This window comes from Streptomyces sp. NP-1717 (assembly GCF_022695985.1).
Lineage (GTDB): Bacteria > Actinomycetota > Actinomycetes > Streptomycetales > Streptomycetaceae > Streptomyces.
In genome coordinates this window covers 1-14,211 of the sequence record NZ_JAAPBF010000189.1, presented here as the reverse complement: position 1 = coordinate 14,211, position 14,211 = coordinate 1, and the positions used below count along the sequence as shown (strand labels likewise).

Below are 14,211 nucleotides of genomic sequence, written 5' to 3'. Positions count from 1 at the left end.
TCTGCGTTCAAGACCCCGTTCCACGGCCGTCGGTCCAACTCCACACCCCAAACCCCACGGCGTCCGCCGGCGGTCCGTCCGGGTAAGGTCAGGGGGCATCGTCGGTACATCCCCGCACAGGAGGCCCCCGGGTGGAGGTTCAGGAGACCCGCGTCCAGACGGACCGGGTGTTCACCATCCCCAACATCCTGAGCATGGCTCGCCTCCTGGGCGTGCCGCTCTTCCTGTGGCTCATCCTCCGCCCGGAGTTCGGCGGACCGAACAGCGACGGTTGGGCATTGCTCGTCCTGATGCTCAGCGGCGTGACCGACTATCTCGACGGTTACCTCGCTCGCCGCTGGAACCAGATCAGCAACCTGGGGCGCCTTCTGGACCCCGCCGCTGACCGGCTGTACATCCTTTCCACCCTGGTGGGCCTCACCTGGCGCGAGATCCTGCCCCTCTGGCTGACCGCGGCGCTTCTGGCGCGCGAGCTGATGCTGCTGGTGATGGTGGGTATCCTCCGCAGGCACGGCTATCCGCCTCCCCAGGTGAACTTCCTGGGAAAGGCGGCTACCTTCAACTTGATGTATGCCTTCCCGTTGCTTCTGCTGAGCGACGGGAGCGGATGGCTCGCAGCACTTGCCGAAGTTTTCGGATGGGCGTTCGCTGGATGGGGTACAACTCTGTATTGGTGGGCAGGGATCCTCTACGTGGTCCAGGTCCGCCGGCTCGTCAGAGCGGACAGAGTGGCCGATTGAGCTCGTCGATGTGGTGCCGTGCAGAGTCGCCGGCCCGCACCTGATGCCTGCCATGCGGCCTGTTCAGATGGGTGACGTCGGCGAGACCGTCTCTTCAAGGAGGACGCTTCCGACATGAAGGCAGTCGTGATGGCTGGCGGCGAAGGCACACGTCTTCGTCCCATGACCTCGAGCATGCCCAAGCCGTTGCTGCCGGTGGCGAATCGGCCAATCATGGAGCATGTGCTGCGTTTGCTGAAGCGGCACGGGCTCAGTGAGACCGTTGTCACCGTTCAGTTCCTCGCCTCGCTCGTGAAGAATTACTTCGGTGACGGCGAAGAGCTTGGAATGGAACTCACCTATGCCAATGAGGAGAAGCCGCTCGGCACCGCGGGGAGTGTGAAGAACGCCGAAGAGGCGCTCAAGGACGACGCTTTTCTCGTCATTTCCGGTGACGCTCTCACCGACTTCGACCTGACGGACCTCATCGCCTTCCACAAGGAGAAGGGCGCACTGGTCACGGTGTGTCTGACCCGTGTGCCGAATCCACTGGAGTTCGGCATCACGATCGTGGACGAGGAGGGGAAGGTCGAGCGCTTCCTGGAGAAGCCCACCTGGGGTCAGGTCTTCTCGGACACGGTGAACACCGGCATCTACGTGATGGAGCCCGAGGTCTTCGACTACGTCGAGGCCGACACCTCCGTCGACTGGTCGGGCGACGTCTTCCCCCAGCTCATGAAGGAGGGCAAGCGCGTCTACGGCTATATCGCCGAGGGTTACTGGGAAGACGTCGGGACGCACGAGAGCTATGTGAAGGCCCAGGCGGATGTCCTGGAGGGGAAGGTCGACGTCGATCTCGACGGGTTCGAGATCTCCCCCGGAGTGTGGGTCGCCGAAGGCGCCGAGGTCCATCCGGACGCCGTCCTCCGCGGGCCGCTCTACATCGGTGACTACGCCAAGGTCGAGGCGGACGCCGAGATTCGCGAGCACACCGTCATCGGGTCCAACGTGGTCGTCAAGTCAGGGGCATTCCTCCACAGGGCCGTCGTGCACGACAACGTGTACATCGGGCAGCACAGCAATCTGCGTGGCTGTGTGATCGGCAAGAACACCGACATCATGCGCGCCTCCCGGATCGAGGACGGCGCGGTCATCGGTGACGAGTGTCTTGTCGGCGAGGAATCGATCATCCAGGGCAATGTCCGGGTGTATCCGTTCAAGACCATCGAGGCCGGCGCCTTCGTCAACACCTCGGTGATCTGGGAGTCGCGGGGACAGGCGCATCTCTTCGGCGCGCGCGGGGTCTCCGGGATTCTCAACGTCGAGATCACCCCCGAGCTGGCCGTGCGGCTGGCGGGCGCGTACGCGACGACGCTGAAGAAGGGCTCCACCGTCACCACCGCGCGCGACCACTCGCGTGGTGCGCGTGCTCTCAAACGGGCCGTGATCTCCGCCCTCCAGGCCAGCGCCATCGACGTACGCGACCTGGAGAACGTGCCCCTGCCGGTCGCCCGCCAGCAGACCGGGCGTGGCAGCGCCGGCGGCATCATGATCCGGACGACGCCCGGTGTGCCGGACTCCGTCGACATCATGTTCTTCGACGAACGGGGCGCCGACCTCTCCCAGGGCGGGCAGCGCAAGCTGGACCGGGTGTACGCGAGGCAGGAGTACCGCAGGGCCTTCCCGGGCGAGATCGGGGACCTGCACTTCCCGGCGAGCGTCTTCGACTCGTACACCGGCTCGCTGCTCAGGAACGTCGACACGTCGGGGATCGCCGAGGCCGGGCTCAAGGTCGTCGTCGACGCCTCCAACGGCAGCGCGGGGCTTGTTCTGCCCAGTCTTCTCGGGCGGCTCGGTGTCGACGCGCTGACCATCAACCCGGGCCTCGACGAGGCGCGTCCCACCGAGACGGTCGAGTCCCGCAGGTCCGGGCTGGTCAGGCTCGGCGAGATCGTGGCGTCGGCGCGGGCTTCGTTCGGGGTGCGGTTCGACCCCGTCGGTGAGCGGCTGTCGCTCGTCGACGAGCGCGGCCGGATCATCGAGGACGACCGCGCCCTGCTGGTGCTGCTCGACCTGGTCGCCGCCGAGCGGCGCAGCGGGCGGGTGGCGCTGCCCGTCACCACCACCAGGATCGCCGAGCAGGTCGCCGCGTACCACGGGACCCAGGTCGAGTGGACGACCACGTCGCCCGACGACCTGACACGGGTCGGCCGCGAGGATGCCACGATCTTCGGCGGCGACGGCCGCGGCGCGTTCATCGTTCCGGAGTTCAGCAGCCTCCTCGACGGCACGGCGGCCTTCGTACGGCTGCTGGGTCTGGTCGCCCGTACGCAGCTCACGCTCAGCCAGATCGACGCCCGTATTCCGCGCGCCCATGTGCTGCGCCGGGATCTGGCGACCCCCTGGGCCGTCAAGGGTCTGGTCATGCGGCGGGTTGTGGAGGCGGCCGGCGACCGGGACGTCGACACGACCGACGGAGTCCGGGTCGTGGAGGCCGACGGACGGTGGGTGATGGTGCTTCCGGCGCCCGCCGAGGCCGTCACCCATTTGTGGGCCGAGGGGCCGGACGACGCCTCCGCCCAGGCTCTGCTCGACGAGTGGTCGGCGGTCGTGGACAGCGCAGGTCAGTGACCTGATGACGGTGTGCCGGAGGCGGGTGGCCGACGCCCTCCGGCACACCGGTGGGGCCATTCGGCGGTAACGCCCGTGCCGTGCGACGATGTGCGGCATGCCGCAGCAGCCACCCGTTCGGAGCACACCGTCGCCACCCCGGCGTCCCGACGCGTCCATGTCGCTGCTGAACAATGTGATGGACCACAGCCTGGACGACGGGTACGCCGAGGCGGCCGCCCGCAGGGACGCCGAGGACGGTGGACTGCCCCGTACGCTGCGGGCGAAGCTGGGCCTGGCGGCGGGGCTCGTACTGGCCGCGCTGGTCGTCACCGTGGGCGCGGCCGAGGCGCGGATCGACGCGCCGGTCGTCGCCAAGGAGCGCGAGGAGCTGATCGACCGGATCGACGCCGAGACGGCGTCCGCGGACACCCTCGAACGGACGGTGGACAAGCTCCGTGACGAAGTGGGCGCCCAGCAGCGCGAGGCGCTGCGGGACCACGGCGGCGAACAGGGCGAACTGGTGGCGCTCCTGTCGGGTTCCACGGAGGTCGAGGGGCCGGGCGTGAAGCTCGTCGTCGACGACGCGAAGACCGCCGACGAGAGCGCCGGCGGCCCCCGCGAGAGCACCAACTTCTCGGACAACGGCCGGGTCAGGGACCGGGACATGCAGCAGATCATCAACGGTCTGTGGGAGTCCGGGGCAGAGGCGGTGTCCATCAACGGCCAGCGTCTGACGGCCCTTTCGGCGATCAGGGCCGCCGGTGAGGCCATACTGGTCGACAACAAGCCGCTGGCGCCGCCGTACACGGTGCTGGCCGTGGGGGACGGGAAAAACCTGAGCACCGCATTCCAGGACAGCGCCGACGGGCAGTACCTGCACTCGCTGCAGGAGAACTTCGGTGTCCGCACCAGCATTTCCGACCAGGAGACGGTGCGCCTTCCTGCCGCGCCGAGCCTGATCGTACGTACAGCAGAGCCGAAGGCCGCCGACCCGGGGAAGGGCGACGGAGGGGCTGCGGCAGACACAGAGAAGGGCACATCGTGATCGCGGTACTTGGCCTCGTCGTGGGAGTCGTGGTCGGACTGTTGGTTCGACCCGAGGTGCCGGCGGTGGTCGAGCCGTATCTGCCGATCGCCGTCGTCGCCGCTCTCGACGCGGTCTTCGGGGGGCTTCGGGCCATGCTCGACGGGATCTTCGTCGACAAGGTGTTCGTGGTGTCGTTCCTGTCGAACGTGGTGGTGGCGGCGCTCATCGTCTTCCTCGGTGACAAGCTCGGTGTCGGCGCGCAGCTGTCCACCGGTGTGGTCGTGGTGTTCGGCATCCGGATCTTCTCCAACGCTGCCGCGATCCGCCGGCACGTCTTCCGGGCGTGACGCCGATGAACAGCGAACAGACCCCGCCGCCGCCCCCGCCGTCCGCCGAGCCGCGGCAGCTCACGGGCCGCCAGCGGCTCGCAGCCGGACTGTGGCCGCCGCGTGTCACCCGGGCCCAACTGATCGTCGCCGTCCTGCTGTTCGTGCTGGGACTCGGTCTCGCCATCCAGGTCAGGTCGACCAACGACGACAGCGCGCTGCGCGGCGCGCGCCAGGAGGACCTCGTACGGATCCTGGACGAGCTCGACGGCCGCACCGAGCGGCTGGAGGACGAGAAGCAGCGGCTGGACGACCAGCAGACGGAGCTGGAGACCAGCTCCGACCAGGCCGAGGAGGCGCGTAAGCAGACGCGGGAGAAGGAGCAGCAGCTCGGCATCCTGGCCGGTACGGTCGCCGCTCAGGGGCCCGGCATCACGCTCACCGTCCAGGACCACGGCGACAGCATCGACTCGGACATGCTGCTCGACGCGATCCAGGAGCTGCGGGCGGCCGGCGCCGAGGCCATTCAGGTGAACGGGGTCCGGGTGGTCGCCGCGACGTACCTCTCCGGCAGCGACGGTGACATCGAGGTGGACGGGAAGCGGATCAGCGCCCCTTACCGTTTCAAGGTGATCGGCAAACCACAGGATCTGGAGCCGGCGCTCAACATCCCCGGAGGTGTCGTGCAGACGCTGGAGAAGGAGCAGGCCACGGCCACGGTGTCGGCCGCGGACGAGATCGTCGTCGACGCCTTGCGACCCGCGCAGCGGCCTGACTACGCTCGGTCGTCGTCGTGATGTGGCCGGGGCGCATGCGCAAGCGCGGACCAGGGCAGAAGGTTCCGGGGGGTCGGCGCACATTCCGCGTGGTGCGTGGTGGAAACTGTCTGATGGATACGGACGTTGTGAAGATGTCCGAGTCGGCAGGTGTGTTCATTCAGGGTTCGTCCTGCCCCACGGGCGGGTCTGTTCAGGTCAAGGGGAATCGCCCGTGAAGTTGTTTGGAAAGTTGTTCGGCAGGAGTGCACGCGAGGACGGCGGTAACGCCCGGCATCGCGCACCGCGCCACGGCCAGGACGCGGAGCAGGGCGGCGAGCGTCCGCTCTTCCGCGACGAGGTGGGCGCCGGGGACAATCCGGGCGGCCAGGGCGCGTCGTCTGTTGACCCCGCGAGTTCCGGCGGCATAGGTTTCGGTGGACCATCAACCTCAAGTACGGGTGGAGGGTTTCCCCCCGGTCAGGAGGGTCCGTCCATGGCGGCCTTGCCGGTTTGTACGAGGTGCGGGCACCGCAACACCCAGGACAGTCGTTTCTGCTCCAACTGCGGTGCGCCGTTGAGGGCCGGAACGCCCGCGGAGCGTCCTTCGGAGACGACCTCGACCATCTCCATCTCGGGCCTCGAGGCGTACGAGGCGGAGGCGACGGGTCAGACGGCCGCTCCCTCGCTCTCGCCTGAGGCGCAGGCCGCGGTGGACGCGCTTCCGCTCGGTTCCGCGCTCCTCGTCGTGCGCCGCGGCCCCAACTCGGGCAGCCGGTTCCTCCTGGACGGCGACCTGACGACGGCCGGAAGGCACCCGCAGAGCGACATCTTCCTCGACGACGTCACCGTCTCGCGGCGGCATGTCGAGTTCCGCAGGAGCCCCGAGGGCCACTTCACGGTCTCCGACGTCGGCAGCCTCAACGGGACGTACGTCAACCGGGAGCGGATCGACGCCGTGGCCGTGTCGAACGGCGACGAGGTCCAGATCGGCAAGTACCGGCTGGTCTTCTACGCGAGCCAGCGGGGCGTGTGACCCTTCAGGGAAGGTCCATGCTGCGACCGCCGACGGGCGGTGCCGGTCACGGCACCGCCCCCACGGGTGACCGTCTGGTCAGCATCGGCATGGTGCTGAACCAGCTCAGGGACGAGTTCCCCGAGGTCACCATCTCCAAGATCCGGTTCCTGGAGTCCGAAGGTCTCGTCGAGCCCCGGCGTACCCCGTCGGGGTACCGGAAGTTCGGTACCGAGGACATCGAGCGCCTGACCCAGGTCCTGCGCATGCAGCGGGACCACTATCTGCCCCTCAAGGTCATCAGGGAGCATCTGGACGCGGTCGCACGCGGCGAGCGGCTCCCGCTGCCCGCACCGGCCTCCCAGGGCGCCCAGCGGGAGCTCATCGGCTCCACATGGGACGCCGAGCCCGAGCTGCCCACCGCCCCGACGATCGGCCGTGCGGAGCTGCTGGCGGCCACCGACGCGGGCGAGAGCGAGCTGGAGGAGTGGGAGTCGTACGGGCTCATCGCCCCGATGGCGGACGGCGGCTACGACTCCGAGACCGTGACGGTGGCAAAAATTGTCGCGGAACTCGGAAGATTCGGTCTGGAACCACGCCATCTGCGAGCGGTGAAAGCGGCCGCCGACCGTGAGGCCGGACTGGTCGAGCAGGTCGTCGCTCCCCTGCGCCGGCACCGCAATCCGCAGACCAGAGCCCATGCCGAGGCCGCGACGAAGGAGCTCGCCGCGCTCTCCGTGCGGCTGCACGCGGCACTGGTGCAGACCGCTCTCGGGGTCCGGCTTACCTGATCTTGGGGGAGTCCGACTACCCAAACCGACCGGGCACGTCCTAGGGTTGCTGTGTGAACGAGCTCGACGTCGTGGGTGTCCGGGTGGAAATGCCCTCCAACCAACCGATCGTGCTCCTGCGTGAAGTGGGAGGCGACCGGTACCTTCCCATCTGGATCGGGCCTGGGGAGGCTACCGCTATTGCCTTCGCCCAACAGGGCATGGCACCGGCCCGACCACTGACCCATGACCTCTTCAAGGATGTCCTTGAGGCAGTGGGCCAGGAACTGACGCAGGTGCGCATCACCGACCTGCGCGAAGGAGTCTTCTACGCGGAGCTGGTCTTCGCGAGCGGTGTCGAGGTGAGTGCCAGGCCGTCCGACGCCATAGCGCTGGCGCTGCGCACCGGCACGCCGATCTACGGCAGTGACGGGGTGCTGGACGACGCGGGCATCGCCATCCCCGACGAGCAGGAGGACGAGGTCGAGAAGTTCCGCGAATTCCTCGACCAGATCTCTCCGGAGGATTTCGGGACCAACAGCCAGTGAGCGGTGACCGGCCGACGCCCGTCATACCGGACTCTGCCAGCGCATTCGACCAGCCTTTCCCGGTGACGGGGTACGCGAAACCACCCTCAGGGTGATTATCACTCGGCGTGCCCAGCGTGGCGATCGTTGACGCGCCCGAAGGGACTGCTTACCGTCGACGGGGCAGGTCAAGGACGGAGGTCGGTGTGAGAAGCAGCGGCGACGGTACGGCGAACGACCCGTACCCGCTTCACGGCAGTACGTCCGACCCCACGACCGACACGGTCGGCTACCGGGGACCGACGGCCTGCGCGGCGGCGGGCATCACGTACCGCCAGTTGGACTACTGGGCGCGCACGGGGCTCGTGGAGCCGAGTGTGCGCCCCGCGCGAGGGTCGGGCTCCCAGCGGCTCTACAGCTTCCGGGACGTGGTCTTCCTCAAGATCGTGAAGCGTTTCCTGGACACCGGCGTCGCCCTCCAGAACATCCGGGCGGCCCTCCGGCACCTGTGCGGGCGCGAGGCGGCCGACCTGGAGCGCATGACGCTCATGAGCGACGGCGCGACGGTGTACGAGTGCTCGTCCCCGGACGAGGTCGTGAACCTCCTCCAGGGCGGTCAGGGCATCTTCGGCATCGCGGTCGGGGTGGTGTGGCGAGACGTCGAAACGGCGCTCTCACAGCTGCACGGGGAGCGCGTCGACACCGGCGAGACCCTGATCGGCCACAACCCCGCCGACGAGCTCGCCCGCAGACGCCGCGACCGGGCCGTCTGAACCCCCGCTCCGGGGCGATTGTCAGTGGTGTAGGGGAGCATCGGTGGGGTGAGACCCGCGCCGACCATCCTGCATCTCGACATGGATGCCTTCTTCGCCGCCGCCGAGCAGGCCGCGAAGCCGAGCCTGCGTGGAAAGCCGGTCGTCGTCGGGGGGCTCGGTCCGCGCGGGGTGGTCTCGACGGCGTCGTACGAGGCGAGGCGTTTCGGGGTCCACTCGGCCATGCCGATGGCGCAGGCGAGACGGCTCGCGCCGAACGCGGCGTATCTGGTGCCGCGCTTCACGCTCTACCGCACGGTCAGCGAGCAGGTGATGCGGCTGCTGGGCGGGCTGTCACCGCTGGTGGAGCCGCTGAGCCTGGACGAGGCGTTCGTCGATCTGGAGGCGGGCGGATCCGCCCGCGACTCGGCGTCGGCGCGGGCAACCGGCGAGCGCCTGCGCCGGGACATCAGGGCCGTGACCGGCCTGACCGGTTCGGTGGGGCTCGCCGGGTCCAAGATGCTCGCGAAGATCGCCTCCGAGCAGGCCAAACCGGACGGTCTGCTGCTCATCGAGCCGGGCACGGAGCGCGAACTGCTGGGGCCGATGAGCGTACGGACGCTGCCCGGGGTGGGACCGGCCACCGGCGAGCACCTGCGCCGGGCGGGGATGACCACTATCGCCGACCTGACGGAGGCCGGCGAGGACGAGCTCGTACGGCTCGTGGGCAAGGCGCACGGCACCTCCCTGTACCGGATGGCTTCGGGGCACGACGACCGGCCGGTGGTGGCCGAGCGTGAGACCAAGTCCGTCTCGGTGGAGGACACCTTCGACGTCGACCTGCACGACAGGGTGCGGGTCAGGACCGAGGTGGACCGGCTGGCGGACCGGTGTGTGGAGCGGCTCCGGCGGTCCGGGCACTCGGGCCGGACGATCGTCCTGAAGGTGCGGCGGTACGACTTCTCGACGCTCACCCGCTCCGAGACGCTCCGCGGGCCCACCGACGACCCGGGCGTGGTCCGTGAGGCCGCGGGGAGGCTGCTGGAGTCCCTGGACACCACCGGAGGGGTCCGGCTGCTGGGGGTGGGCGTGACGGGGCTGACCGACTACACCCAGGAGGATCTGTTCGCGCAGGCGGCGGCGGACGCGCAGGCCACGGGCGCCGGCGGTGAGGCGGACCCCGCGGACGCACCGGAGGAGTCCGAGCCGCGGCCGGAGCGGGAGCCGGAGACAGACGCGGAGGCGGTCACCGAGCGGCACTGGCCGGCCGGCCACGACGTGCGGCACACCGAATACGGCGCCGGGTGGGTGCAGGGCAGTGGCGTGGGGCGGGTCACCGTACGGTTCGAGGAACCGACGTCGGTGGTCCCGGGCCGGGTGCGGACCTTCCGTACGGACGATCCGGACCTGGAGCTGTCGGAGCCGTTGCCCCTGGTCGCGGCGGAACAGGATCCGGCGGCACCGCCCCCCTGAGGGATACGGCCTACGAGGTGGCGCCCGGTTCGTCGCGGCCGGCCACGTGGCCGAAGTCGCGGTCCGCCGGACGGGGCGGGGTCTCCGGGGCCGCCGGTTCCGGCAGGGCCAGCCGGTAGTGGTGGTAGAGCTGGATCTCCTGGTCGGGGGAGAGATGGCGGCCGACACCGAAGTCCGGGGCGCCCTTGATCAGGCCGCGCTCGTACGGGACGTGCAGGGTCTCGTTGCGGTACGTGCTGGGGGCCAGCGGCACGAACGCGTCCCGGCTGAACAGCCCCGTCCGTACCGCCGCCCACTCCGGTACGCCGGTCGCGTCGTCCAGATACACCTCGTCGACGGTGCCGATCTTGTGCCCGTCGCGGTCGTACGCCTTGCGGCCGATCAGGTTGCGCGGATCGATGTCGGTCTGCACGGTCCCTCCAACTGGTCGCACATGCTCCCTCACCCTACGAAAGGGCACATCTCGGGTATCGGCCACTCGAACTCCATGGCGAGACCTCGCTGGTAGGCTGGCCAGTGGCTGTCGACCCCGTGCGGGAGAGCCATCCGGTGAGACTGCCGGAGGCGCCGAAGGAGCAAATCCTCCCCGGAATCTCTCAGGCCCCCGTACCGCATGGACGAGGTCACTCTGGAAAGCAGAACAGGTGTCGGACGGCATCGGTTCTCACCGACGGTGAAAGCCGGCCCGCCTCGCGGCGGACCGGTGAAACTCTCAGGTTGATGTGACAGAGGGGGAGGCCGTCCGGGCACCCGTGTATCGGTGCCCCTCGCAGGTCGCGCCAGACCAGGAGGCCTCCCGAATGACAGACCACCGCACGCCGCTCTCCCAGCTGGAGCGCGGCACGCCCTTCGAGCGGCGCCATGTCGGCCCCGACATCGCCGCCCAGGCGAAGATGCTCGCGCAGGTCGGCTACGGCTCGCTCGACGAGCTGACCGCCGCCGCGGTGCCCGACGTGATCAAGAGCGCCGAGGCCCTCCGGCTGCCCGACGCGCGCACCGAGGCCGAGGTCCTGGCGGAGCTGCGATCCCTCGCCGACCGCAACAAGGTCCTCGCCCCGATGATCGGTCTCGGCTACTACGGCACGTTCACGCCGCCGGTGATCCTGCGCAACGTGATGGAGAACCCGGCCTGGTACACCGCGTACACGCCGTACCAGCCCGAGATCTCCCAGGGCCGTCTGGAGGCGCTGCTCAACTTCCAGACCGTCGTGGCCGATCTGACCGGCCTGCCGACGTCCGGAGCCTCCCTGCTCGACGAGGGCACGGCCGCCGCCGAGGCCATGGCCCTCGCCCGCCGCGTCGGCAAGGTCAAGGACGGCGTCTTCCTGGTCGACGCCGACGCCCTGCCGCAGACCGTCGCCGTGATCCGCACCCGGGCCGAACCGGCCGGTGTCGAGGTCGTCGTCGCCGACCTGGCCGACGGAATCCCCGCCGAGGCCGCCGAGCGCGGTGTCTTCGGCGTACTCGTCCAGTACCCCGGAGCCTCCGGTGCCGTACGGGACATCAAGCCCGTCATCGACCGGGCGCACGAACTCGGCGCCGTCGTCACCGTCGCCGCCGACCTGCTGGCCCTCACACTGCTCACCTCACCCGGCGAGCTGGGCGCGGACATCGCGGTCGGCACCTCCCAGCGGTTCGGCGTCCCCATGGGCTTCGGCGGACCGCACGCCGGATTCATGGCCGTACGCGAGAAGTTCGCCCGCAGCCTCCCCGGACGGCTCGTGGGAGTCTCCGTGGACGCCGACGGCGACAAGGCGTACCGGCTCGCATTGCAGACCCGCGAGCAGCACATCCGGCGCGAGAAGGCCACCAGCAACATCTGCACCGCGCAGGTCCTGCTCGCCGTGATGGCGGGAATGTACGCCGTCTACCACGGTCCCGACGGGCTGCGCGCGATCGCCGAGCGTGCCCACCGCTTCGCGACCCTCCTCGCCGACGGTCTGCGCGCCGGCGGCGTCGAGATCCTGCACGAGTCCTACTTCGACACGCTGACCGTACGGGTCCCGGACCGGGCCGCCGACGTGGTGGCCGCCGCCCGCGAGGGCGGGGTCAACCTCCGCCTCGTCGACGCCGACCACGTCTCGCTCGCCTGCGACGAGACCACCGGGCGCGCGCAGCTCACCGCCGTATGGACGGCGTTCGGCGTCAAGGGCGACATCGAGGCCCTGGACGCCGCGTCCCGCGACGCGCTGCCGGACTCTCTGCTGCGCACCGACGACTACCTCACGCACCCGGTCTTCCACCAGCACCGCTCCGAGACCGCGATGCTGCGCTACCTGCGCCGGCTCGCCGACCGGGACTACGCGCTGGACCGGGGCATGATCCCTCTCGGCTCCTGCACCATGAAGCTCAACGCGACCACCGAGATGGAGCCGGTGACCTGGCCGGAGTTCGCCGCGCTGCACCCCTTCGCGCCGGCCGACCAGGCGCGCGGCTATCTCACTCTGATCCGTGAGCTGGAGGAGCGCCTGGCGGAGGTCACCGGCTACGACGCGGTGTCCCTCCAGCCCAACGCGGGCTCGCAGGGCGAACTGGCCGGACTGCTGGCCGTACGGGCGTACCACAGGGCCAACGGCGACACCGGCCGTACCGTCTGCCTCATCCCGTCGTCCGCGCACGGGACGAACGCCGCCAGCGCCGTCATGGCCGGTATGAAGGTCGTCGTCGTGAAGACCTGCGAGGACGGTGACGTCGACGTCGAGGACCTGCACGCCAAGATCGAGAAGCACGGCGACGAACTGGCCGTCCTGATGGTCACCTACCCCTCCACGCACGGGGTGTTCGAGGAGCACATCACCGACATCTGCGCGGCGGTGCACGACGCCGGCGGTCAGGTGTACGTCGACGGCGCCAACCTCAACGCGCTGGTGGGGCTGGCGAAGCCGGGCCGGTTCGGCTCGGACGTCTCGCATCTGAACCTGCACAAGACCTTCTGCATCCCGCACGGCGGCGGCGGCCCCGGTGTCGGCCCGGTCGGCGTGCGCGCCCACCTCGCGCCGTACCTGCCCAACCACCCGCTCCAGCCCGCCGCGGGACCGGCGACCGGTGTCGGACCGATCTCGGCGGCCCCCTGGGGCTCGGCCGGGATCCTGCCGATCTCCTGGGCCTACGTACGGCTGATGGGCGGCGAGGGCCTGAAGCGCGCCACGCAGGTCGCGGTCCTGGCCGCCAACTACATCGCCAAGCGCCTGGAACCGCACTTCCCGGTGCTGTACGCGGGTCCGGGCGGACTCGTGGCGCACGAGTGCATCGTGGATCTGCGTCCGCTGTCGAAGGCGACGGGCGTCAGTGTCGACGACATCGCCAAGCGGCTCATCGACTACGGGTTCCACGCGCCGACCATGTCGTTCCCGGTGGCCGGCACGCTGATGATCGAGCCCACCGAGAGCGAGGACCTGACCGAGCTGGACCGGTTCTGCGAGACGATGATCGCGATCCGCGCCGAGATCGAGAAGGTCGCGTCGGGCGAGTGGCCGGCGGACGACAATCCGCTGCGCAACGCTCCGCACACGGCCGCCGCGCTGGGCGGGGAGTGGGAGCACGCGTACAGCCGTCAGGAGGCGGTCTTCCCGGCCGGGGTCTCGCCGGCCGACAAGTACTGGCCGCCGGTCCGCCGGATCGACGGTGCGTTCGGTGACCGCAATCTCGTGTGCTCGTGCCCGCCGCTGGACGACTACGACAACTGACGGACGGCACCACTGCGTCGGGGCCGGTGCGGAGTGAACTCTCCGGGCCGGCCCCCTTCGTACCGACGGCGTCAGGCCGCCGTCATCACCTGTCCGCTCACGGACGGCCGGTGCGGCGCGATGATCTGCCCGTCGGGCAGCAGCTCACCGGTGTCCTCGAAGAGCAGGACACCGTTGCACAGCAGGCTCCAGCCCTGTTCCGGGTGGTGAGCCGCGAGTCGCGCGGCTTCCCGGTCGGCTGATTCGGCTGTCGGGCAGGCTGGCTGATGCTGGCACATGGATGGTTTCTTTCGCTGCGTCGTGGTGACTGTCCTGCGGCTCGATGTATTCATGGCCGCCCCCCGGTTTCTCTTGGTCCGTACCCCAGTGTTGCCCCACGGGCGTCGTTCCGCAGGGATTTCGCGGCAGCGCTCGTCTCTGCTTAAGGACGTGTCACCCGCCCGGACGGTTCAGCCCAACTGGGCTGTCCGTTCGGGTGGTTCGGGGTGGCCCATCAGGACTAGGCCGTGTTTCGAAAGTCCCGCCTTTTTCGAAACACGGCCTAGTCC

13 protein-coding genes and 1 riboswitch are annotated in these 14,211 nt (G+C 69.4%); of the genes, 11 read left to right on the top strand and 2 right to left on the bottom strand.

Annotated elements, in window-relative coordinates; all coding sequences use genetic code 11:
• Window positions 1-131 precede the first annotated feature (131 nt).
• The 10 genes from pgsA to GXP76_RS27615 all read left to right on the top strand — a co-directional run bounded on the left by pgsA (window position 132) and on the right by GXP76_RS27615 (window position 9,977).
• Entirely contained in the window at window positions 132-740 is a 609-nt protein-coding gene (pgsA, locus tag GXP76_RS27660) for a CDP-diacylglycerol--glycerol-3-phosphate 3-phosphatidyltransferase (RefSeq protein WP_078078411.1), read from the top strand.
• Between the two features lie 114 nt (window positions 741-854).
• The gene (locus GXP76_RS27655) at window positions 855-3,350 is read left to right on the top strand and encodes a mannose-1-phosphate guanyltransferase (protein ID WP_242574338.1); all 2,496 of its coding nucleotides are present in this window, start codon (window positions 855-857) and stop codon (window positions 3,348-3,350) included.
• Between the two features lie 97 nt (window positions 3,351-3,447).
• Entirely contained in the window at window positions 3,448-4,377 is a 930-nt protein-coding gene (locus GXP76_RS27650; protein WP_242574337.1) for a DUF881 domain-containing protein, read from the top strand.
• Entirely contained in the window at window positions 4,374-4,706 is a 333-nt protein-coding gene (locus GXP76_RS27645) for a small basic family protein (protein WP_023543062.1), read from the top strand. Before GXP76_RS27650 ends, GXP76_RS27645 begins: the two co-directional genes overlap by 4 nt.
• 5 nt (window positions 4,707-4,711) lie before the next feature.
• Window positions 4,712-5,482, top strand: a complete 771-nt coding sequence (locus GXP76_RS27640; protein ID WP_242574336.1) for a DUF881 domain-containing protein — start codon at window positions 4,712-4,714, stop codon at window positions 5,480-5,482.
• A gap of 85 nt (window positions 5,483-5,567) precedes the next feature.
• Complete coding sequence (locus GXP76_RS27635) at window positions 5,568-6,476, top strand: FHA domain-containing protein (RefSeq protein WP_242574339.1); 909 nt, start codon at window positions 5,568-5,570, stop codon at window positions 6,474-6,476.
• Window positions 6,477-6,493: 17 nt separating this feature from the next.
• Window positions 6,494-7,246, top strand: a complete 753-nt coding sequence (locus GXP76_RS27630; protein WP_242574335.1) for a MerR family transcriptional regulator — start codon at window positions 6,494-6,496, stop codon at window positions 7,244-7,246.
• Between the two features lie 53 nt (window positions 7,247-7,299).
• Window positions 7,300-7,773: a bifunctional nuclease family protein gene (locus tag GXP76_RS27625; protein WP_031232239.1), complete on the top strand. Its 474-nt coding sequence runs from the start codon at window positions 7,300-7,302 to the stop codon at window positions 7,771-7,773.
• Window positions 7,774-7,958: 185 nt separating this feature from the next.
• A complete protein-coding gene (locus GXP76_RS27620) occupies window positions 7,959-8,525 on the top strand; it encodes a MerR family transcriptional regulator (RefSeq protein WP_242574334.1) in 567 nt (188 codons plus the stop codon).
• Window positions 8,526-8,573: 48 nt separating this feature from the next.
• The gene (locus GXP76_RS27615; protein ID WP_242574333.1) at window positions 8,574-9,977 is read left to right on the top strand and encodes a DNA polymerase IV; all 1,404 of its coding nucleotides are present in this window, start codon (window positions 8,574-8,576) and stop codon (window positions 9,975-9,977) included.
• 10 nt (window positions 9,978-9,987) lie between these two features.
• Here GXP76_RS27615 and GXP76_RS27610 read toward each other — a convergent pair whose 3' ends face one another.
• The gene (locus tag GXP76_RS27610) at window positions 9,988-10,389 is read right to left on the bottom strand and encodes a PRC-barrel domain-containing protein (protein ID WP_242574332.1); all 402 of its coding nucleotides are present in this window, start codon (window positions 10,387-10,389) and stop codon (window positions 9,988-9,990) included.
• Between the two features lie 112 nt (window positions 10,390-10,501).
• Window positions 10,502-10,599, top strand: a riboswitch (glycine riboswitch).
• A gap of 178 nt (window positions 10,600-10,777) precedes the next feature.
• On the opposite strand from GXP76_RS27610, the gene gcvP reads away from it, so the two are divergent.
• Window positions 10,778-13,663, top strand: a complete 2,886-nt coding sequence (gene gcvP, locus GXP76_RS27605; RefSeq protein ID WP_242574331.1) for an aminomethyl-transferring glycine dehydrogenase — start codon at window positions 10,778-10,780, stop codon at window positions 13,661-13,663.
• A 71-nt stretch (window positions 13,664-13,734) separates the two neighbouring features.
• Here the strand turns inward: gcvP and GXP76_RS27600 are convergent, their stop codons facing one another.
• Window positions 13,735-13,941 (bottom strand): DUF5999 family protein, encoded by a 207-nt coding sequence (locus tag GXP76_RS27600; protein WP_277993892.1) that lies wholly within the window; start codon window positions 13,939-13,941, stop codon window positions 13,735-13,737.
• Between the last annotated feature and the right edge of the window lie 270 nt (window positions 13,942-14,211).

Excerpts from the sequence above, each read along its gene's own strand:
- GXP76_RS27600 (WP_277993892.1), bottom strand. The coding sequence starts at position 13,941 with ATGTGCCAGCATCAGCCAGCCTGCCCGACAGCCGAATCAGCCGACCGG.
- GXP76_RS27630 (WP_242574335.1), top strand. The coding sequence starts at position 6,494 with ATGCTGCGACCGCCGACGGGCGGTGCCGGTCACGGCACCGCCCCCACG.
- GXP76_RS27650 (WP_242574337.1), top strand. The coding sequence starts at position 3,448 with ATGCCGCAGCAGCCACCCGTTCGGAGCACACCGTCGCCACCCCGGCGT.
- gcvP (WP_242574331.1), top strand. The coding sequence starts at position 10,778 with ATGACAGACCACCGCACGCCGCTCTCCCAGCTGGAGCGCGGCACGCCC.
- GXP76_RS27655 (WP_242574338.1), top strand. The coding sequence starts at position 855 with ATGAAGGCAGTCGTGATGGCTGGCGGCGAAGGCACACGTCTTCGTCCC.
- GXP76_RS27640 (WP_242574336.1), top strand. The coding sequence starts at position 4,712 with ATGAACAGCGAACAGACCCCGCCGCCGCCCCCGCCGTCCGCCGAGCCG.